We start from the raw sequence: 18,834 nt of genomic DNA on the forward strand, positions 1-18,834 counted from the left end.
GTAAAGGGAATATCTAAATAATACGAAACGTTTTAATGTTGTGAAAATAATGAATTACCCATATAATGGTTGTATGGATTTTGTAAGCGCATACATGGGAGGGGTATACATGAATTTTGATTTAACACAAGAACAGCAAATGATCCAAAAAATGATACGAGAATTTGCGGATGAAGAGGTAGCACCAGGTGCATTAGAGAGAGATAATACAAAGGAATTCCCTGTAGATATTATGAAACAATTAGGTGAATTAGGAATGATGGGCCTACCATTTCCCGAAGAATATGGTGGGGGTGGTGCTGATACTATCAGCTTCGCAATTGTAGTAGAAGAATTGAGTAGAGCCTGTGGATCAACAGGAATTACTTATTCTGCACATATCTCATTGGGCGGAGCACCCATTAACATGTTTGGTACAGAAGATCAAAAACAAAAGTATTTAGTTCCAATATGTACGGGTGAGTCAATGGGAGCCTTTGGTTTAACAGAAGCAAATGCAGGTAGTGATGCTGGAGGGACTCAGACAGTAGCTCGTGAAGATCAGGGAGAATGGGTCATAAACGGAAGTAAATGCTTTATAACCAATGCTAGCTATGCCAGTCACCTAGCATTAACAGCAGTTACAGGGGAACACAATGGTGACAAAGAAATCACTGCGATTATCGTTCCAACGAAAGCAGATGGCTTTAAGGTTATAGACAACTATGAAAAAATGGGGCTACATTCATCTAATACGACAGAATTAGTAATGGAGGATGTTCGGGTTCCATTAGATAACATTTTAGGTAAGCGCGGGGAAGGTTTTCGACAATTTTTAATTACCTTAGATGGGGGAAGAATCGGAATTGGAGCAATGGCTGTTGGAATTGCTCAAGCTGCATATGAGAAAGCAGTTGCTTATGCAAGTGAAAGGAAACAATTTGGTCGATCACTTTCTCAATTCCAAGCTATCCAATTCAAGCTTGCGGATATGGCTATGAAAATTGAATTAGCCCGAAATATGGTTTATAAAGCTGCTTGGTTAAAGGACCAAGGAAGATCCTTTTCAAAAGAAGCTTCTATGTGTAAACTTTATGCTTCGGAAATATGTATGGAAGTTACAAGTCAGGCTGTTCAGATTCATGGCGGAAATGGATACATGAAAGATTATCATGTTGAGAGATACATGCGGGATGCCAAGTTACTTGAAATCGGGGAAGGTACTTCGGAAGTACAACGTATTGTTATCGCGAGAGAAATATTGAAAAATGTATAAATGAAGGAATCCCCCATATGCTATGAACGTGTTTATTTTTGTCAAATTCGTGAAAATATAAAGAAAACGTCAATTCCACTTTCACTTTAGAACGTTTTCAAGTAAAATAGTTATTGTTTGTACATTCTTTTCTACTAGTTACACTGTTCATACATAAGGAGGATCAAGAATGAATCGTAATCCAATAATTCCCTTCGTTCTTATTATGGTATTCGGGATTGGTCTTATTTTCTTCCTATCATTCATGGGATTAGAAAACAGACAAGAGCGAGCTCATGGGGGAGAAGGAGAAGAAACTGATAACGCGTTATTAGAAGCATCTCCTGAGGAAATTTATCAGCAAGCTGGTTGTATTAACTGCCACGGAGCTAACTATTCTGATGGATCTGCACCATCTTTAATTGGAGTTGGTGAAAAGTACTCAGCTGATGATATTAAAGACATCCTAACAAATGGTATCCCACCAGGAATGCCAGCAGGACTTGTACCTGATGAAAAATTAGATGAAATGGCCGAATGGTTACTAACATTAGAATAAAAAAGGAGTCCTTTGCTTTTAGTAAGGGACTTCTTTTTTATTTTTGGCTGAAGGTGTAATTCCGGGGACGAAGGTGCAATTCCGGGGACGAAGGTGCAATTCCTGGGACGAAGGTTCAATTCCGGGGACGAAGGTCAATTCCGGGGACGAAGGTGCAATTCCGGGGCTGAAGGTGCAATTCCGGGGACGAAGGTGCAATTCCGGGGACGAAGGTGCAAATTCCGGGGACGAAGGTGCAATTCCGGGGACGAAGGTGCAATTCCGGAGCTGAAGGTGCAATACTGGAGTTGAAGGTGCAATTCCGGGGATGAAGGTGCAATACTGGAGTTGAAGGTGCAATCCCGAGTTTGAAAGTGCAATACTCGCATTGATAGTGAAATTCCAAAGCGAATAGTCCAATGAACCATCCCATTCCCATCTATGCTCTCATTTGGTCAAATACACCAAAGAAGCTATAATAATAAAAGAAAATAATGTTGGCAGGTGCAATATGAATATAGAGCAATTATCTAAGAGGTTAGAAACCGTATTTGAATACATACCAAATCAATCAACGTTAGCAGATATCGGAAGTGACCACGCTTATCTGCCTTGCTATGCAGTTCTTAAAGGAAAAGTTACATATGCTATTGCTGGTGAGGTAGCTGAAGGCCCATACCAATCTGCAGTAAATCAAGTGGTTGATGCTAATTTAACTAAACAAATAGAAGTCCGTAAAGGTGACGGACTAGAAGTCATTTCCTCCGGTGAGGTCAGCTGTGTGACGATTGCGGGGATGGGAGGAACATTGATAGCCAAGATTTTAGAAGAAGGAAAATCCAAATTGACTTCAACTATGAGATTAGTTCTCCAACCAAACATAGGGAGTGTAAATGTTAGAAAGTGGCTACAAACCAATGGATGGGCTATTGTAAACGAGTCTATTTTACGGGAAGACAATCATATTTATGAAGTGATATGTGCGGATTTTCAGACTACAAATGCCTTAACAGAACAAGAATTGTTAATGGGACCTTTTCTTTTAAAGGAAAAGAACGAGGCATTTGTACAAAAGTGGAATGAGGAAAAGAAGCAATTACATCAAATTTTACAGTCTTTGGATCAAGCAAAAGAAACTCCAGAGGTTAGAGAGAAAAAGAAAAAAATAGTTCGGGATATTACGCTAATTGAGGAGGGGTTAAAGTGAGAGAGGTAAACGGTCATCAAGTTATTGAAGTCTTCGAACAGTTCTCCCCAAAAAGGTATGCCATGGAAGGGGATAAGATTGGTCTTCAGGTTGGCGATTTAAGTAGAAAGGTAACAAATGTTCTTGTTACGCTTGATGTTACTCCCGAAGTAGTGGATGAAGCGATTGAAAAAGATGCACAATTGATTATCGCTCACCACCCACCGATATTTAGACCACTTGGTAAACTTGAAAGTGGCACAATATTTGAGAAACTCATCAAGCATGATATCTCTGTATATGCCGCTCATACAAATTTGGACGTTGCAACAGGGGGAGTGAATGACCTCTTAAGTGACGCTCTAGGTCTTTCTAACACGAAAGTATTAGTTCCAACTTATGAAACCCCTCTGAAAAAGCTAGTGGTGTTTGTGCCAGTGGAAAATGCAGAAGAATTGAGAATAGCATTAGGGGATGCAGGAGCAGGCTTCATAGGGAACTACAGCCATTGCTCTTTCTCCATTAACGGTGAGGGGCGATTCGTACCTGGGGATGGAACAAACCCTCATATTGGAGAAGTGGGAAAACTAGAAACAGTCAATGAGGAAAGGGTGGAAACCATATACCCTGTTACGCTTGAAAAACAAGTGCTGAAAGCGATGTTTACAACACATCCTTATGAAGAAGTAGCTTATGATATTTATCCAGTAGATATAAAAGGAGAAACATTGGGCCTAGGAAGAATTGGCACATTAGAAGAAGCAATGACTCTTAAAGAGTTTGGAGAACATGTAAAGAAAGCTTTAGATGTCTCGATGGTTCGTGTGGTCGGAAACCTAAACGATGAAATTCGTAAAGTAGCTGTGTTAGGTGGAGATGGCAACAAATATTATAAACATGCCATAAGGCAGGGAGCAGACGTCTATGTTACCGGTGATATGTACTTTCATACAGCGCAAGATGCACTTCAAGATGGATTAAATATCGTGGACCCTGGTCATCATGTCGAGAAGGTAATGATTAAGGGAGTCGCTAAAAAGATGTCAGAATTAGTACCAAACCAATGGGGGATTCAATTTATTCCATCTTCAGTTAATACAGATCCATTCCAATTGGTATAGTTGAAAGAAAAAAGAAGCTCCTAAATTGAGCTTCTTTCTTTTTATAACTTAGCTTTCTTAACTTTAGGCAAGATTTTTTCTAAAGGTACTTTTTTCTCTTTTTCCCAAGTAGAAGTATCGTTCGGGTCAAATTGCTCTATAAATGAAATGACTTCCTTTGTAATTGGAGTTGGAGTAGAGGCACCTGCTGTTACAGCAACTGTTTTTGCATCTTTAATCCAATCAATCTCCAATTCACTAATATCGGAAATTCTGTAGGCTTTTGTTCCCGCAATTTCCTCGGAAACTTGAGCTAATCGGTTCGAGTTATTACTTTTTGGATCTCCTACGACAATCAGTACATCCGCCTCTTTGGCTTGTTCTGCCACTGCCTCTTGTCTAACTTGAGTAGCTAAGCAAATTTCTCGATGTTTTTCTGCATGGGGGTATTTCTCTATAACTCTTTCCATAATATGAGCTACATCCCACTGACTCATTGTGGTTTGGTTCGTCACAATGATTTTATCGCTCTGAAGGTTTAAGGCTTCGACATCTTCAATTGTCTCCACAAGATGCACAATGTCTGGAGCAACCCCTACAGCTCCTTCAGGTTCTGGATGACCTTTTTTTCCAATATAAACAACCTCATAACCTTCCTTTTCCTTTTCTAGAATGAGGTCGTGCGTTTTTGTCACATCTGGGCAAGTGGCATCAAGTGTAACGAGTCCTCTTTCTGCGGCTATCTTACGAACCTCAGGAGAGACTCCATGAGCTGTAAAAATAACAGTCCCTTTATCCACTTTCTCAAGAATTTCTTTTCGATTGTTACCATCAAGCGTAATAATTCCTTCTTGTTCAAATGCATCCGTTACGTGTTTATTATGGACAATCATCCCCAAAATATAAATAGGACGAGGTAATGTAGGATCTAAGCTTGCATTACGTGCGATCACCATCGCATCAACGACACCGTAGCAATAACCTCTAGGGGTAATTTTTAAGACGTTCATATAAGTCTTCCTCCTAGAACTAATATGGTTAACATACCCCTATTATATAGGAGGATACGGAATAAGACAAAAGGAACCCTCTAGATGTAAAGCTTTGGTAACGAACTTCCTTTTGGACCTGAATTTTTTTTAGATTTATTTGACCTCTTTGGCTTCTTTTTTTTCTCTTGTATAGATGGTTCACTCACTTCTAGACTTTCAAAGTCCAAACTTTCAAAGTCTATACTTTCATCTTTGGTTTCTTTGTCATCTGCCTGAGTTTCATTTGCATCTTCTTCAGTGGATGCACTCTTTAGTCCACGGTATAATTTCCACATTGCAGGTAAGTTACGTACAAGCGGTCCGTATTGTTGTACCATTGGTCCTATTTGGGAAGCTGTCTTTAATACAGACTGCGTTTGATTCAGGATGTTCATGAGCCCTCCGGGTTGTGACAGGGATGATAAACCAGCCCCACTTCTGGAAGCAGCTTCAAAGCCTGATAAAGCTCCAGAACCCTTGGAACCTCCGCCTAAAAATCTAGAAAGAAGTCCTCCTCCTGCTCCTCTACTTGCTTGTGGATTGTTCTTTCCTAGTATTTTTCCTAACAAACCGCCACCTGTACCTCTAGGCTGTCTTCCTGCCTGCATCCCAAATCCTCTCATGCCATTATTATATGGAGGAGATTGTCTCCCTCCAAAAGGGCTTGGTCCTCGTTGTGGCCGCTGCATCATAAATGGATTTTGAGGTTGGTTTAAACCTCTTCCATGACCCATCATAGGTGGAACTCTTCTTGGAGGCATATTCAACCCTCCTCTCTAAAAAATAAATTACTCTCTTTTTTACAATATGCGAGAGAATCATAATTGGTTTAGTTAGATGCACACGTTTATTGTATGAAGGTGGAGAAATAATAAGATTATAAGTATAATGTATGAATGGGATTCCAAGAAGGAGAATTTTATTATGAAAAAACATGCATTTGAACGGTTTAACCTTCATCCTACTTTTGTGGAGGTTATTGAAAAGAAAGGGTTCTATGAACCAACTGATATTCAATCAAAGGTGATACCTCTTGTTTTGAAGAAGGAAAGTATTGTAGGACAATCACAGACAGGAACAGGAAAGTCTCATGCTTACCTACTACCGGTTCTTTCTTCTATTAACGTAGAAAACCATGAGGTACAAGCTGTGATCACTGCTCCAACAAGAGAGTTAGCATTACAGCTTTTTGAACATTTTAAAGAACTGGTTGCGCCTTTACCTGAAAGTGAAAAAATTACAGGAAAATGCTTGATTGGCGGAACAGACAAACAACGTACAATTGAAAAGCTTGATAAACAACCACAAGTTATTATAGGAACGCCAGGTCGAATTCTAGACCTTGTGAAGGAGCAAGCTCTGGATATCCACAAAACAAATATGTTGGTCGTAGATGAAGCAGATATTATGTTAGATATGGGCTTTATTCATGATGTTGACCAACTTGCAGGAAGAATGCCGGAAAAACTACAAATTCTTGTCTTTTCCGCTACTATTCCAGAAAAATTAAAGCCGTTTTTGAAGAAGTATATGGAGAATCCAAAATATGTTCATATTGATCCTAAGACTACTACGCCTAAGAAAATTGAACATATTCTTATTCCGCTTAAATCAAGAACAAAGGCACATTTAACCTATAATATCTTAACTTCTATTAACCCTTATTTAGCTCTTGTATTCGCAAATACAAAGGAAAAAGTAGACGAGTATGCCGATGCACTCATTTCAAAGGGGTTAAAAGTTGCCAGATTTCACGGGGGATTAACGCCTCGAGAACGAAAAAGAATTATGAAGCAAATCCGTGACTTAGAATACCAATATGTCATTGCAACGGATTTGGCAGCTAGAGGAATTGATATTGAAGGTGTAAGTCATGTTATCAATATGGAAATTCCAAAAGATTTGGACTTTTATATCCATAGAACGGGTCGTACGGGTAGAGCCGATCTAGCAGGAATCGCTATTACCATTTATGAACCATCTGATGAACATGCTTTAAATGAACTAGAGAAAAGAGGCATTACATTCCAATCCAGAGATCTTGTAAAAGGTGAGTGGCAGGAGATTCCAGATCGAAATCGAAGAAAGAAAAGAGAACGAGCAGATGATGGTGTGGAACAGAAAGTAGCACACAGAGTTCGAAAGCCTGGAAAAGTAAAGCCAGGATATAAAAAGAAAATGAAATATGAAATAGAAAACCTGAAGAAAAAAGAGAGAAGAAAAAACGCTAGAAAGAAATAGTACGGGGAGAGTGAGCTATATGTTAAAAATTGGTTCTCATGTATCTATGAGTGGAAAGAAAATGTTACTATCAGCTAGTGAGGAAGCTGTATCTTACGGGGCTAATACTTTCATGATCTATACGGGTGCTCCTCAAAATACTAGAAGAAAGAAAATAGAAGACCTAAATATTGAAGCAGGTCTAGCACATATGAAAGAGAACGGAATTGACGATATCGTTGTACATGCTCCATATATTATTAATATTGGAAACACTGTAAACTCCAACACGTACCAATTAGGAGTTGATTTCCTTCGTTCTGAGATTGAAAGAACAGAAGCAATTGGTGCTAAGCAAATTGTTCTTCATCCAGGGGCACATGTGGGGGAAGGTGCTGAGGCTGGGATAAAGAAAATCATTGAAGGCCTAAATGAAGCCATTATTAAGGAACAAAATGTTCAAATTGCCTTAGAAACAATGGCAGGTAAAGGGTCTGAGTGTGGAAGATCATTTGAGGAGCTTGCTGAAATTATTAACGGCGTCACTCATAATGAAAAGTTATCCGTTTGTTTTGACACTTGTCACACTCATGATGCGGGCTATGATATCGTGAATGATTTCGATGGTGTTTTAAACGAGTTTGATAAAATTGTGGGGTTAGACAGAATTAAAGTGCTTCATATCAATGATAGTAAAAATACAGTGGGTGCACGAAAAGACCGTCATGAGAATATTGGTTATGGCCACATTGGATTTAAAGCACTAAACTATATTGTTCACCACCCACAGCTTCAAGAAATACCTAAAATCTTAGAAACACCATATGTAGGGGAAGATAAGAATAACAAAAAACCTCCTTATAAAAAGGAGATTGAAATGTTAAGAAGTCAAACCTTTAATGAACAATTGCTTGAGGATATAATGGCTCAAGTATAAAAGTAAGTATGGTGAGAAAAAGCTGTGTATATAACATGGCTTTTTCTTGTTTTCTGCGGCTATCTAGTAAATTGAATAAAGAGTTGATTTACTTTACGGGCTGTTTCGGGTCCTGTAATTTTTGCAACCTCTTTTATTAATTGGGTGCGTTCTTTGTCATTAAAAATGTTAATACCCTTGCCTCTTAGTAATTTAGTTACTTTAGCGGCTTGGTCATTGTTCAATGGTATATTAAATTGTTTGCTATACTTTAATAGGTCTTCCTTCGTAATGTTGTTAATTTTGTAGTTTACAACATTTTCAAATAGCTTCATTTTATCACTCCTCAAAACAAAATATATGAAACAGTAGTTCGTCCCGTGACAAAAGGAGAGGAAAAGGTTTATGGCAGGTAAAAATCATAAAAAAGAAACTATACCACATTTAATTTATCGTTTTATTATGATAGCGATAGGAGCAGTATTCGCAGCTGCGTCTATTGAGCTATTTCTTGTACCTAATCAAATTATTGATGGTGGGATTATCGGGATATCCCTCATTTTAAATCACTTACTATCTAATACAGTCCCGTTTATTAGCTTCGGTATTTTAGTGGTAATCCTCAACATTCCGTTTATGTTTTCAGGGTACAAGCATATTGGGAAAACATTTATGATCTCATCTTTATTTGGTATAGTGGCATTAGCGATTGCAGAACGTTTTATGCATCACATAGAACCCTTTACAACAGAACCAATCTTAGCAACTGTCTTTGGCGGGTTATTACTAGGTACAGGTGTTGGTCTGGTTATTCGTCACGGGGGTGCGATGGACGGTACAGAAATTTTGGGTATTCTTTTAACAAAGAAGGCTCCATTTTCCGTTGGTGAGTTCGTTATGTTTATCAATATATTCATTTTTGCTTGGGCAGCTTTTGTATTTGGATTAGAGCAAGCCATGTTCTCCGTAATGACCTATTATATTGCATTCAAAACAATAGATACGGTAGTTCAAGGTCTGGATGAAACAAAAGCTGTATTCATTGTTTCGGATCATTATGAAGAAGTTTCAGAAGCAATTCTAAGTAGACTTGGCCGTGGTACAACGATGCTAAAAGGCCGCGGTGGTTTTACTGACAATGACAAAGAAATCATTTACGTTGTGGTCACCCGACTGGAAGTAACCAAACTAAAAACATTAGTTCATGATATCGATCCACAAGCATTTCTAACAATCATGGATACCCAAGAAACAAAGGGTGGACGTTTTAAGTCTGCCATTCATTAGAACTTAGCTAATGCTGAGTTCTTTTTTTTACATTCATACATACTTTTCATAGTAAACAAAAGTTTACAGTGATAAAAACTTTGTGTATAATTACGATTTGTAGTTTGTAAATCGGAATGATTACGAAAGAGTGATGATTATATGACTAATTCCGTCATTGAAATAAAGGATTTATCTTATCGTTATGAAGAAAATTTTGTGTTAGAACAAATAAATTTAATAGTCCCAAAAGGAGCTTTTTTAGGAATCGTTGGCCCTAATGGTTCAGGTAAGTCCACTCTCATTAAGTTGTTACTTGGAATCTTAAAGCCACAGTCTGGGACAATAAAGCTTTTTGGTCAGGATAGTAAGAGTTTTAAGCACTACGAGAAAATTGGCTATGTATCTCAAAAAGCGAACTCGTTTAACAGTGGTTTCCCAGCGACAGTTTACGAAGTGGTCTTAAGTGGTCTTACAAAGAAGTTAGGCTTGTTCAAATTTCCATCGAAGGCAGATAAAGAAAAGGTTGTAGCGGCGATAAAACTCGTTGAAATGGAAGATTTTCTATACAGAAACATTGGTGAGCTATCAGGTGGACAACAACAGAGGGTTTTTATTGCCCGGGCATTAGTGAGTAATCCTGAACTTTTAATCTTAGATGAACCTACTGTTGGAGTTGATGCAAAGAGAGTAGAAAGCTTTTATTCACTCCTTGAAAAACTAAATCAGCAACAAGGGATTACGTTATTATTGGTTACACATGACGTAGGTACGATAACAAATAAAGTCACTCATGTAGCTTGCCTTAATAAGCATTTACACTTTCATGGGTTGGTGACAGAGTTTGAAAACTTAGAGCAAAAATCATTGTCAGGTGTATATGGACATGACATTCACTTATTAACCCACCAACATTAACTAAAGGGACGTTTGCTATGATCACGAGTATTTTTGAATATGAATTTCTGCGGAATGCATTTATAACTGGAGCGATTATTGGAGTTATTGCCCCTTTGCTAGGTGTATTTATTGTAGTAAGAAGACTTTCTCTAATTGCAGATGCCTTAAGCCACGTAACACTATCGGGTATTGCCTTAAGCTTACTGATGAGTAAAACGTATTCGTGGTTTGCAGGTGTAAATCCACTTTATTTAGGCGTTGTCTTTTCATGTACTGGAGCTGTACTGATCGAAAAACTAAGGACGGTATATAAGCACTATCAGGAGTTAGCGATTCCTATTATTTTATCAGCTGGGATTGGTTCTGGAGCAATCTTTATATCGATGGCTGATGGGTTCAACACGGACCTGTTTAGTTATTTGTTCGGTAGTGTAAGTGCAGTTTCTAGTTCGGATGTTAATTTAATTATTGGTATTAGTGTCATTGTCATTCTGGTGGTTATCCTACTGTATAAGGAATTGTTTCTCTTATCTTTTGACGAGGAACATGCAAAGGCATCAGGACTTAGAGCACCATGGGTTCATCTGATTTTCATCTTACTAGTCGCTCTTGTTATTGCTGCTTCTATGAGGATTGTTGGAATTTTATTAGTATCTGCCCTCATGACATTACCAGTAGCGGCAAGTATAAGAATTGCGAATGGATTTAAACAAACCCTTGTTCTTTCCATTATTTTTGGTGAAGTCTCTGTTTTGGGAGGGCTAATCGCTGCCTATTATTTAGACTTAGCTCCTGGAGGAACCATTGTGGTTTTATCTGTATTTTTATTACTAGGAGCCATTCTTTACAAGAAAGTAAAGGTCAAAAAAAGTTTATATGATAAAATAAGGATAGGTGGTGAGTCGAAGTGAATGTAACACAAGCAATTGATATCTTAAAAGAAAAGGGATATAAATATACAGATAAAAGGGAAGTACTGCTAGAATGTTTAGCAGAGCAGAAGAAGTATCTTTCTGCTAAAGAAGTTATGGAATTAATGAAGCAGAGTTATCCTGGACTTAGCGTTGATACGATCTACAGGAACCTTTCCTTATTCTCAAAGTTAGGCATTTTAGAACAAACTGAATTGTCAGGAGAAATGAGGTTTCGATTCACTTGTGACCATGACCATCACCATCATCATTTTATTTGTATGGATTGTGGGAAAACGAAGGAAATCGAACTTTGCCCAATGGATGAAATTAAGGGTAATCTTGAAGACTATACGATACATGATCATAAATTTGAGATTTACGGTATGTGTCCAGAATGTAAAAGAGCATAAACCTTTTGGTTTATGCTCTTTGTTTTTCCTGTATCCATTGTTGAACCCAAGTGTTTGCTTCCTCCCAAGAAGTAACACGAATTACTCCGTTAGGAATTGGTTCCCGATTATAAGGTGTATCAAATAATAATACAGGTATACCACATTCGAGGTGAATGTTAACAGCGTTATCATGCTTATCTTCTAAAAAAATGTCCACATCGTACTTTTTAGCAGCACCTATTTTATCATGTGTACCGATAAGTTCAATATGATGGAAAAATAATTCATTTGAATCAAACCATTTTTTAGTGGCCTCTAAATGTTCTGAACCTCTTGCACTAATGAAATAGAGCTCGAATTGTTCTTTCCATTGAGATAAAACCTCTTTAGCCCCTTGGGCGAGTGGAGATGTTGAGTAAATATCGTGTTCTGCCACTACAAACCACTTGTGGAATTCTTCTGGTGAAACCTTCATTACTTTCGATAAATCATACTGTGTCACATCTTCGAGCTTTAAATTAGAGCCGAATGCCTTATTTATATGTGGTAATAAAGAATTTGGGTTCGTAACGGTACCGTCTATATCGATTCCAAATCTAAGCTGATTTTTCACGTTATACCTTCTTTCCAAATGTTGTCCAAACAAAAGTGTATCATACCTGTTCGGATTTCTACAGAAGCTTTTTACTTCATTGTTAAACATTAACACGAGCAAAAACAAAAGATCTGTTAAGAATAATAAATGCTCCTACTTTGAAAGTGAGGGATTTGAGTGGCAGACGAAAGAAAAATAGTGGATCACAACATTGATGTTCGAGATACGAATGAAGAAATCATGGAAAATCGAATCGAAAATGGTGACTATTTAGAAGAGGCTTCTGCCGAAGTAGCAGCTCCAATTGCGGCACCACGAACAGCTAATCGTTATGATACAGAAGACGAGACAGCTACTGGAGGAAAAGGTTTAGGGTGGGTTGGTATTGCGTTATCAATCCTTTCTCTATTTTGGCTTCCAGTACTGTTTGGTGGTGCAGGGATTGTTTTAGGCTTTATCGCAAGAAGAAGAGGAGCAGAAGGTTTAGGAGCAACTGCTATTGGTATTGGAGCAGCAGCCATCATCATCAGTCTCTTTTTAGCCCCATTCTTTTAGTTAACTGAATTGAGGGGAAGGGATGAAAAAAGAGCTTGGCCATTGGCCAAGCTCTTTTATTTTATTAAGCGTTTTGTTTTTCTTCTTCTTGCTTCTTAAAGTGCTCTTCAGCAAGCTTATCGATTTCCTTCTTTAATTCCTCTACCATTGTTTCTTCAGGAACTTTCCGAACTGTTTTCCCTTTTCTAAAAAGGAGTCCTTCACCACGTGCGCCTGCAATCCCAATATCTGCCTCTCTTGCTTCACCAGGACCATTTACTGCACATCCTAAGACGGCAACCTTAATGGGGGCTTTTATCTTCGAAATGTACTCTTCAACTTCATTTGCGATACTAATCAAGTCGATTTCGATTCGACCACAAGTAGGACAAGAGATTAACGTAGCTGCATTTGAAGCTAACCCAAATGATTTTAATAACTCACGTGCTACTTTTACCTCTTCAACAGGGTCTGCACTTAATGAAATACGAAGAGTATTACCAATTCCCATGTTGAGGATGGCTCCTAAACCGGCAGCACTTTTTACAGTACCAGCAAATAATGTTCCGGACTCTGTGATTCCCAGGTGTAAAGGATAATCAAATGCTTTTGATGCCTTTTCATAAGCTTCAATTGCTAATTGTACATCCGACGCTTTCATAGATACGATGATATCGTGAAAATCAAGATCCTCTAAAATCTTGATGTGATGTAAGGCACTTTCAACCATACCATCAGCAGTAGGATAGCCATATTTTTCAACTATTTTTCTTTCCAATGAACCAGCATTAACACCGATTCGGATTGGAATTCCGCGTTCTTTGGCTGCTTTTACAACGGCCTCCACTTTCTCACGTCTACCGATATTCCCAGGGTTAATACGGATTTTATCGGCTCCACCCTCTATAGCTTTTAAGGCAAGACGATAATCGAAATGTATATCAACAACTAGAGGAATGTTAATTCGTTTCTTAATTTCTGGAATGGCATCTGCTGCTCTTTCATCAGGACAAGCAACTCTGACAATTTGACAGCCAGCTTCTTCTAGACGATGAATTTCTGCGACTGTTGCTTCAACATCATGCGTCTTTGTTGTAGTCATACTTTGTATAAAAAGTTCATTGCTTCCACCAATAGTTAAATTACCGACCTTGACTGGTCTAGTTTTTGTACGATGTGTTATTTCACTCAAGAGTCTTTCGCTCCTTTTTGTGTTTTACTTACTCAAATCATTGTACCAGTCAAGAGTAGAAATTGACAAGAAGAACGACTACTGATTATAAATGGGAAACTTATATACTTTTCCAGCTTGAATTTTTTCTGGCTGGATTTGATTTAAGGTAATGAAGTCTTGAACCACTTGCTCAATTCCCACAGGTAAAGGTTCATTCAAGTTTTTTTCAACAACAGACAGCACCGTATCACCTGATGTTACTAGATGTTCAATGTACAGGGGATGATTGGAAGGGGAAGTTGTAACTTCCATTACTTCTCCTTGTGCTGCTCGGATAGGTTTAATCATGGATAGGGTCCCAACCTTAATATCGTAGTAAAGTGAAATGGCGAATAGTAGAGCTGTGATTATTAGTAGAGTTCGTTTCATGGGACTAGCCTCCTCAGAGTATTTGTCCCATACATATTCAGAAATAAAAGAGTTTATGACATAAAAATAAAAAAGGCTATGCAAATTGCATAACCTTTTTTTCAGCATTATAATTTATTTTTTGCAGGAATTTCTTTAATTGTTAGGTATAAGAAGATAATGGTTATACCCCAATGAATGAAAAGGGCCCCAGGAACATTAGTTTTTAGGAATGACATAATCATGAAAAAGACAGTTGGTAGTGTAATACTGTAAGCAGTCAAACGCCACAATTGTCCATATTTTACATCTCTTCCTAAGGAACTTACAACAATTAACCCGATAACGGCTAAAATCGTAATTTCTAAAAAGTCTAAACCAGCCGAGAATATGTACATGATTACAAACAAGATTGGTAAGAAGATAATAAGCGCTGAGTCAACGGACTCTAGGAATGTTTGAACATCTTGTTTTGTTATGTCCATATCTTCTAAAAGGCTATAGGAGTAGCTATCAACAGTTCCCCCAGAAGCTAAAACGATGTCATGCTTTAAAATGGCTAATACTTCGTCATTAGAGTTAATATCTCCGATTTCAGTTTCACCAGTACTATCAAAGAAGATTCTAAAATCTCCTCTTCTGATCTCTACCGGTTCGTCCTGATTAGAAGTTAATGTTCCATTTTCTATTGTAAAGTCAGGAAACTTTTGTTCGATTGTTTCCCCAACTACTTCTATTGCGTTTGTTAATCCTGATGAGAGGTTATAGAATGTTGGAATAATGGATAGTAGGGCAAGGAAGAATACATATAGAATTGTTTTTCCGATACCTTGGAAACGAAACGTTGCAACATCTTTTGGAGAGTATAAACTCTTATAGAATTGCTTGAAAATGTTCATAATTATAAGTTCATCCTTTCAGGGTCATAACCATATTGTAGAACGGAAAAGCTTGGAATTCAACTAGCATCCCCTTTTTACAAAAGTGAATGAATTGTTAAGATTTTGTAAAGGTGGTTTACATTTCGTATAAAAATCATTAATAATTATATGGGGTTTTTAGACAAACTATGTCGATATTCTTAAGGGGTTGAATTGATTGAGTACTATTGATTTACAAACGTTAATATTTGAATTCCTAGGTGGACTTGGTATTTTCCTTCTAGGAATCAAAACGATGGGTGAAGGGCTCCAGAAATCTGCTGGAGACAGATTGAGGGATATTTTAGATAGATGGACCTCCAATCCATTATTAGGTGTTTTAGCTGGTATTATAGTTACGATCTTAATTCAGTCAAGCTCAGGTACTACTGTAATTACTGTAGGTTTAGTAAGTGCAGGTTTTATGACGCTTAGACAAGCAATCGGGGTTGTGATGGGGGCTAATATCGGTACAACTGTTACCGCATTTATCATTGGTTTTGATATTGGTGCATACTCATTACCTATAATCTTTATTGGTGTTTTCTTCTTATTTTTCTTTAAAAAGAGAAAATGGAATAACCTTGGTCAGGTATTCTTTGGCTTCGGTGCACTGTTCTATGGGTTAGAGTTGATGAGCGGTGGTTTAAAGCCACTTCGTTCGTTAGAGGCATTTCATGATTTAACAGTTCAAATGGCTTCTCACCCTGTACTTGGAGTTGTTGTAGGGACATTGTTTACTGTTCTAGTTCAAAGTTCTTCTGCAACAGTTGGTATACTTCAAGGGCTTTACGAACAGGGATTATTAACTTTAGATGCAGCATTGCCAGTACTATTTGGTGATAATATTGGTACGACGATTACGGCTGTCCTAGCTGCAATAGGTGCATCAGTGGCTGCAAAAAGAACCGCAGCAAGCCATGTTATGTTTAACCTAATTGGTGCAACCATTTTTATTCTGTTATTAAATCCATTTACTTCTTTCATTATTTATTTAACAGGTTTCTTAGATTTAGGACCAAAAATGCAAATTGCTTTTGCCCATGGGACGTTCAATATCGTAAATACTTTGATTCAGTTGCCATTCATTGCTCTAATTGCGAAAGCGGTAACGAAAATTGTCCCTGGTCAAGATACAGTTGTTGAATATAAAGCAAAACATTTAGATCCACTTTTTATTGAACAAAGCCCATCCATTGCTTTGGGTCAAGCACAAGAGGAAGTCCTTAGAATGGGTCAATTAGCATCAAAAGGACTTGAAGAAACATTTGAATTCCTAAAGACAAAATCAACAAAGCATTCAGAAGTAGCTCTTCAACTTGAAGATGCGATAAATAATTTAGATAAAAAGATAACAGAGTATTTAGTTGAACTTGCTCGCAGATCCTTATCAGGTGCGGAATCTGAAAGACATACCTTACTCATGGATACGGTTCGTGATATTGAGCGTGTTGGAGACCATTTTGAAAACATAGTAGAACTTGTAGATTATCAAATGGCCAATAAAGTACAAATTTCGGATGAAGCAATGAGAGACCTAGAAGAAATGTTTAACTTAACCATTAAAACCCTGAAAGATGCAATAGAAGCATTAGATCAAAATGATCTGACTCTTGCTAAGAAAGTTAAAGATGAAGAAGATCAAATTGACCAAATGGAAAGAAAGCTACGTAAACAACATATTCTTCGTTTAAACGAAGGTCTATGCTCTGGCCAATCAGGAATTGTATATGTAGATATTATCAGTAACCTTGAGCGTATTGGTGACCACTGTGTCAATATTGCAGAGGCAGTTCTAGGAGAAAATCATTAAACAACAAAGAGAAGGGCGCTACCTAGCTAGTAGCCCTTTTCTTTATAGGGGTGAATGTTTTTGGAAATATTAACTTGGGTTATCCTAGTAACTTTATGGATTGGTGCATTTGTTGGATTGATTTATCCGATATTACCTAGTGCAGTATTTTTATATGGCTCCTATTTTGTATACGGGTTTCTGGTATCATTTGAATCCTTCTCAACATTTTTTTGGATTATTCAAACAAGCTTCTTTGTCCTTTTATTCGTTGTCGATTATGTAGCCAATGCACTTGGGGTTAAAAAATACGGTGGGACAAAAGCTAGTATGTGGGGGAGCACGATTGGTTTGTTAGTGGGACCGTTTATCATCCCATTCGCGGGGATCATATTAGGGCCATTTATAGGTGCAATCATCGCTGAGATAGTAGTTCATAAAACTCCATTTAATCAAGCGTTAAGAATTGGGTTTGGTTCGGTAGTGGGTCTCATCGGAAGTGTACTTGTAAAGGGCCTTATTATGTTAGGAATGCTGGTTTATTTTTTAATACAGGTACTATAAGTTAAAAGGATTGGACAAAAATATAAAGGGTCCAAACCATTTTATTTGAAACAGTGAATGGAGTTTGGTAATCTAGGATTAATCCAACATTTCTCATTTTTGAGGAATGAATATTACATATTAGGAGGATTTAAAAATGGCTTACGAATTACCACAATTACCTTATGCGTATGACGCACTAGAACCACACATTGATAAAGAAACAATGAACATTCACCACACCAAGCATCACAACACGTATGTAACAAAGTTAAATGACGCTTTACAAGGAAACGATGAGCTTCTAAGCAAGTCAATCGAAGATCTTGTATCTAACTTAGATGCTGTTCCTGAAGCAGCTCGTACTGCTGTTCGTAACAACGGTGGTGGACATGCAAACCACTCACTTTTCTGGACTATTCTTTCTCCAAATGGTGGAGGAGCTCCAACTGGTGAAGTAGCAGATGCAATCAATGCTAAATTCGGAAGCTATGACAAATTTAAAGAAGAATTCGCTGCAGCTGCAGCTGGCCGTTTCGGTTCTGGTTGGGCTTGGCTAGTTGTAAACAACGGTGAATTAGAAGTAACAAGCACTCCAAACCAAGACTCTCCACTAATGGAAGGTAAAACTCCAGTTTTAGGTCTTGATGTTTGGGAGCATGCTTACTACTTAAACTACCAAAACCGTCGTCCTGATTACATCAATGCATTCTTCAATGTAATCAACTGGGATGAAGTTAACAAGCGTTTCAGCGCTGCGAAGTAATTTTATATTGATTGATGAAGGCAGAGGGATATTTCCCTTTGTCTTTTTTGTTTGGAATGGATTAGTTTCTCAAGTTAAGTAACAGTTATCCGGAGTTAGCAGGCGGGTATCCGGAGTTAGCGGGCGGTTATCCGAAGTTAGCAGGCGGTTATCCGAAGTCAGCGGGCAGTTATCCGAAGTCAGCGGGCAGTTATCCGAAGTTAGCGGGCGGTTATCCGAAGTCAGCGGGCAGTTATCCGAAGTTAGCGGGTAGTTATCCGAAGTTAGCGGGTAGTTATCCGAAGTCAGCGGGCAGTTATCAGTCAAGTCCATAATATTGTGTAAAATTGATTACAAGTATCAACCAGCTTTGTATTGGTAATGTGTATGATTTTGATTTGGTTTGGAAGGGGCCCCTTCCAAACC

Annotated in this window: 21 protein-coding genes; 14 read left to right on the plus strand and 7 right to left on the minus strand. The window is 38.0% G+C overall.

Going from position 1 to position 18,834, the window contains the following annotated elements; all coding sequences use genetic code 11:
* Positions 1-109: 109 nt before the first annotated feature.
* The 4 genes from ABDZ91_RS17570 (at position 110) to ABDZ91_RS17585 (ending at position 4,079) form a co-directional block, all read left to right on the plus strand.
* Positions 110-1,255 (plus strand): acyl-CoA dehydrogenase family protein, encoded by a 1,146-nt coding sequence (locus tag ABDZ91_RS17570; RefSeq protein ID WP_343801787.1) that lies wholly within the window; start codon positions 110-112, stop codon positions 1,253-1,255.
* Positions 1,256-1,424: 169 nt separating this feature from the next.
* Complete coding sequence (cccA, locus tag ABDZ91_RS17575; protein ID WP_343801790.1) at positions 1,425-1,793, plus strand: cytochrome c550; 369 nt, start codon at positions 1,425-1,427, stop codon at positions 1,791-1,793.
* Between the two features lie 490 nt (positions 1,794-2,283).
* Entirely contained in the window at positions 2,284-2,979 is a 696-nt protein-coding gene (locus ABDZ91_RS17580; RefSeq protein ID WP_343801793.1) for a tRNA (adenine(22)-N(1))-methyltransferase, read from the plus strand.
* Entirely contained in the window at positions 2,976-4,079 is a 1,104-nt protein-coding gene (locus tag ABDZ91_RS17585; RefSeq protein ID WP_343801796.1) for a Nif3-like dinuclear metal center hexameric protein, read from the plus strand. Before ABDZ91_RS17580 ends, ABDZ91_RS17585 begins: the two co-directional genes overlap by 4 nt.
* A gap of 41 nt (positions 4,080-4,120) precedes the next feature.
* On the opposite strand, the gene ABDZ91_RS17590 is transcribed toward ABDZ91_RS17585, so the two are convergent.
* Together ABDZ91_RS17590 and vrrA are read right to left on the minus strand one after the other, a co-directional pair.
* Complete coding sequence (locus ABDZ91_RS17590) at positions 4,121-5,068, minus strand: 4-hydroxy-3-methylbut-2-enyl diphosphate reductase (RefSeq protein ID WP_343801799.1); 948 nt, start codon at positions 5,066-5,068, stop codon at positions 4,121-4,123.
* 80 nt (positions 5,069-5,148) lie between these two features.
* A complete protein-coding gene (vrrA, locus tag ABDZ91_RS17595) occupies positions 5,149-5,850 on the minus strand; it encodes a VrrA/YqfQ family protein (RefSeq protein WP_343801802.1) in 702 nt (233 codons plus the stop codon).
* Between the two features lie 163 nt (positions 5,851-6,013).
* Here vrrA and ABDZ91_RS17600 point away from each other — a divergent pair, with 163 nt between their 5' ends.
* Together ABDZ91_RS17600 and ABDZ91_RS17605 are read left to right on the plus strand one after the other, a co-directional pair.
* On the plus strand, positions 6,014-7,330 hold the full coding sequence (locus tag ABDZ91_RS17600) for a DEAD/DEAH box helicase (RefSeq protein ID WP_343801805.1): 1,317 nt from the start codon (positions 6,014-6,016) through the stop codon (positions 7,328-7,330).
* 19 nt (positions 7,331-7,349) lie between these two features.
* Entirely contained in the window at positions 7,350-8,246 is an 897-nt protein-coding gene (locus ABDZ91_RS17605) for a deoxyribonuclease IV (RefSeq protein WP_343801808.1), read from the plus strand.
* A 59-nt stretch (positions 8,247-8,305) separates the two neighbouring features.
* Here ABDZ91_RS17605 and ABDZ91_RS17610 read toward each other — a convergent pair whose 3' ends face one another.
* The gene (locus ABDZ91_RS17610; protein WP_343801811.1) at positions 8,306-8,560 is read right to left on the minus strand and encodes a DUF2624 domain-containing protein; all 255 of its coding nucleotides are present in this window, start codon (positions 8,558-8,560) and stop codon (positions 8,306-8,308) included.
* A 70-nt stretch (positions 8,561-8,630) separates the two neighbouring features.
* Here ABDZ91_RS17610 and ABDZ91_RS17615 point away from each other — a divergent pair, with 70 nt between their 5' ends.
* The 4 genes from ABDZ91_RS17615 to ABDZ91_RS17630 all read left to right on the plus strand — a co-directional run bounded on the left by ABDZ91_RS17615 (position 8,631) and on the right by ABDZ91_RS17630 (position 11,715).
* On the plus strand, positions 8,631-9,512 hold the full coding sequence (locus ABDZ91_RS17615) for a YitT family protein (protein ID WP_343801814.1): 882 nt from the start codon (positions 8,631-8,633) through the stop codon (positions 9,510-9,512).
* Positions 9,513-9,653: 141 nt separating this feature from the next.
* Positions 9,654-10,409, plus strand: coding sequence for a metal ABC transporter ATP-binding protein (locus ABDZ91_RS17620; RefSeq protein ID WP_343801817.1), 756 nt, complete (start codon positions 9,654-9,656; stop codon positions 10,407-10,409).
* A gap of 17 nt (positions 10,410-10,426) precedes the next feature.
* Positions 10,427-11,302 (plus strand): metal ABC transporter permease, encoded by an 876-nt coding sequence (locus ABDZ91_RS17625; RefSeq protein ID WP_343801838.1) that lies wholly within the window; start codon positions 10,427-10,429, stop codon positions 11,300-11,302.
* Positions 11,299-11,715 carry a Fur family transcriptional regulator gene (locus ABDZ91_RS17630; RefSeq protein ID WP_343801839.1) on the plus strand — a complete coding sequence of 139 codons (417 nt, stop codon included), beginning with the start codon at positions 11,299-11,301 and terminating at the stop codon, positions 11,713-11,715. Before ABDZ91_RS17625 ends, ABDZ91_RS17630 begins: the two co-directional genes overlap by 4 nt.
* A gap of 10 nt (positions 11,716-11,725) precedes the next feature.
* Here the strand turns inward: ABDZ91_RS17630 and ABDZ91_RS17635 are convergent, their stop codons facing one another.
* A complete protein-coding gene (locus ABDZ91_RS17635) occupies positions 11,726-12,310 on the minus strand; it encodes a 5' nucleotidase, NT5C type (RefSeq protein WP_343801840.1) in 585 nt (194 codons plus the stop codon).
* Between the two features lie 159 nt (positions 12,311-12,469).
* On the opposite strand from ABDZ91_RS17635, the gene ABDZ91_RS17640 reads away from it, so the two are divergent.
* Positions 12,470-12,847, plus strand: a complete 378-nt coding sequence (locus ABDZ91_RS17640; protein WP_343801841.1) for a hypothetical protein — start codon at positions 12,470-12,472, stop codon at positions 12,845-12,847.
* 64 nt (positions 12,848-12,911) lie between these two features.
* On the opposite strand, the gene ispG is transcribed toward ABDZ91_RS17640, so the two are convergent.
* The 3 genes from ispG to ABDZ91_RS17655 form a co-directional block, all read right to left on the minus strand.
* Positions 12,912-14,018, minus strand: a complete 1,107-nt coding sequence (ispG, locus tag ABDZ91_RS17645) for a flavodoxin-dependent (E)-4-hydroxy-3-methylbut-2-enyl-diphosphate synthase (protein ID WP_343801842.1) — start codon at positions 14,016-14,018, stop codon at positions 12,912-12,914.
* Positions 14,019-14,096: 78 nt separating this feature from the next.
* Positions 14,097-14,429 carry a hypothetical protein gene (locus ABDZ91_RS17650; RefSeq protein WP_343801843.1) on the minus strand — a complete coding sequence of 111 codons (333 nt, stop codon included), beginning with the start codon at positions 14,427-14,429 and terminating at the stop codon, positions 14,097-14,099.
* A gap of 107 nt (positions 14,430-14,536) precedes the next feature.
* Positions 14,537-15,307, minus strand: a complete 771-nt coding sequence (locus ABDZ91_RS17655) for a DUF1189 domain-containing protein (protein ID WP_343801844.1) — start codon at positions 15,305-15,307, stop codon at positions 14,537-14,539.
* Between the two features lie 199 nt (positions 15,308-15,506).
* Between ABDZ91_RS17655 and ABDZ91_RS17660 the strand changes: the two genes are divergently transcribed.
* The 3 genes from ABDZ91_RS17660 (at position 15,507) to sodA (ending at position 18,429) form a co-directional block, all read left to right on the plus strand.
* Positions 15,507-17,141 (plus strand): Na/Pi cotransporter family protein, encoded by a 1,635-nt coding sequence (locus tag ABDZ91_RS17660; protein WP_343801845.1) that lies wholly within the window; start codon positions 15,507-15,509, stop codon positions 17,139-17,141.
* Between the two features lie 54 nt (positions 17,142-17,195).
* The gene (locus ABDZ91_RS17665) at positions 17,196-17,684 is read left to right on the plus strand and encodes a DUF456 domain-containing protein (RefSeq protein ID WP_343801846.1); all 489 of its coding nucleotides are present in this window, start codon (positions 17,196-17,198) and stop codon (positions 17,682-17,684) included.
* A gap of 136 nt (positions 17,685-17,820) precedes the next feature.
* On the plus strand, positions 17,821-18,429 hold the full coding sequence (gene sodA, locus ABDZ91_RS17670; protein ID WP_343801847.1) for a superoxide dismutase SodA: 609 nt from the start codon (positions 17,821-17,823) through the stop codon (positions 18,427-18,429).
* Positions 18,430-18,834: the final 405 nt, after the last annotated feature.

It is taken from the genome of Bacillus carboniphilus (assembly GCF_039522365.1).
GTDB lineage: Bacteria > Bacillota > Bacilli > Bacillales > JC228 > Bacillus_BF > Bacillus_BF carboniphilus.

Bases quoted from the DNA above. Each gene is read 5' to 3' on its own strand.
- ABDZ91_RS17580 (WP_343801793.1), top strand. From the start codon at position 2,284: ATGAATATAGAGCAATTATCTAAGAGGTTAGAAACCGTATTTGAATAC.
- ABDZ91_RS17650 (WP_343801843.1), bottom strand. From the start codon at position 14,429: ATGAAACGAACTCTACTAATAATCACAGCTCTACTATTCGCCATTTCA.
- ABDZ91_RS17605 (WP_343801808.1), top strand. From the start codon at position 7,350: ATGTTAAAAATTGGTTCTCATGTATCTATGAGTGGAAAGAAAATGTTA.
- ABDZ91_RS17625 (WP_343801838.1), top strand. From the start codon at position 10,427: ATGATCACGAGTATTTTTGAATATGAATTTCTGCGGAATGCATTTATA.
- ABDZ91_RS17665 (WP_343801846.1), top strand. From the start codon at position 17,196: ATGTTTTTGGAAATATTAACTTGGGTTATCCTAGTAACTTTATGGATT.
- ABDZ91_RS17590 (WP_343801799.1), bottom strand. From the start codon at position 5,068: ATGAACGTCTTAAAAATTACCCCTAGAGGTTATTGCTACGGTGTCGTT.
- ABDZ91_RS17615 (WP_343801814.1), top strand. From the start codon at position 8,631: ATGGCAGGTAAAAATCATAAAAAAGAAACTATACCACATTTAATTTAT.
- ABDZ91_RS17655 (WP_343801844.1), bottom strand. From the start codon at position 15,307: ATGAACATTTTCAAGCAATTCTATAAGAGTTTATACTCTCCAAAAGAT.
- ABDZ91_RS17570 (WP_343801787.1), top strand. From the start codon at position 110: ATGAATTTTGATTTAACACAAGAACAGCAAATGATCCAAAAAATGATA.
- vrrA (WP_343801802.1), bottom strand. From the start codon at position 5,850: ATGCCTCCAAGAAGAGTTCCACCTATGATGGGTCATGGAAGAGGTTTA.
- ABDZ91_RS17600 (WP_343801805.1), top strand. From the start codon at position 6,014: ATGAAAAAACATGCATTTGAACGGTTTAACCTTCATCCTACTTTTGTG.
- ABDZ91_RS17610 (WP_343801811.1), bottom strand. From the start codon at position 8,560: ATGAAGCTATTTGAAAATGTTGTAAACTACAAAATTAACAACATTACG.
- cccA (WP_343801790.1), top strand. From the start codon at position 1,425: ATGAATCGTAATCCAATAATTCCCTTCGTTCTTATTATGGTATTCGGG.
- ABDZ91_RS17620 (WP_343801817.1), top strand. From the start codon at position 9,654: ATGACTAATTCCGTCATTGAAATAAAGGATTTATCTTATCGTTATGAA.
- sodA (WP_343801847.1), top strand. From the start codon at position 17,821: ATGGCTTACGAATTACCACAATTACCTTATGCGTATGACGCACTAGAA.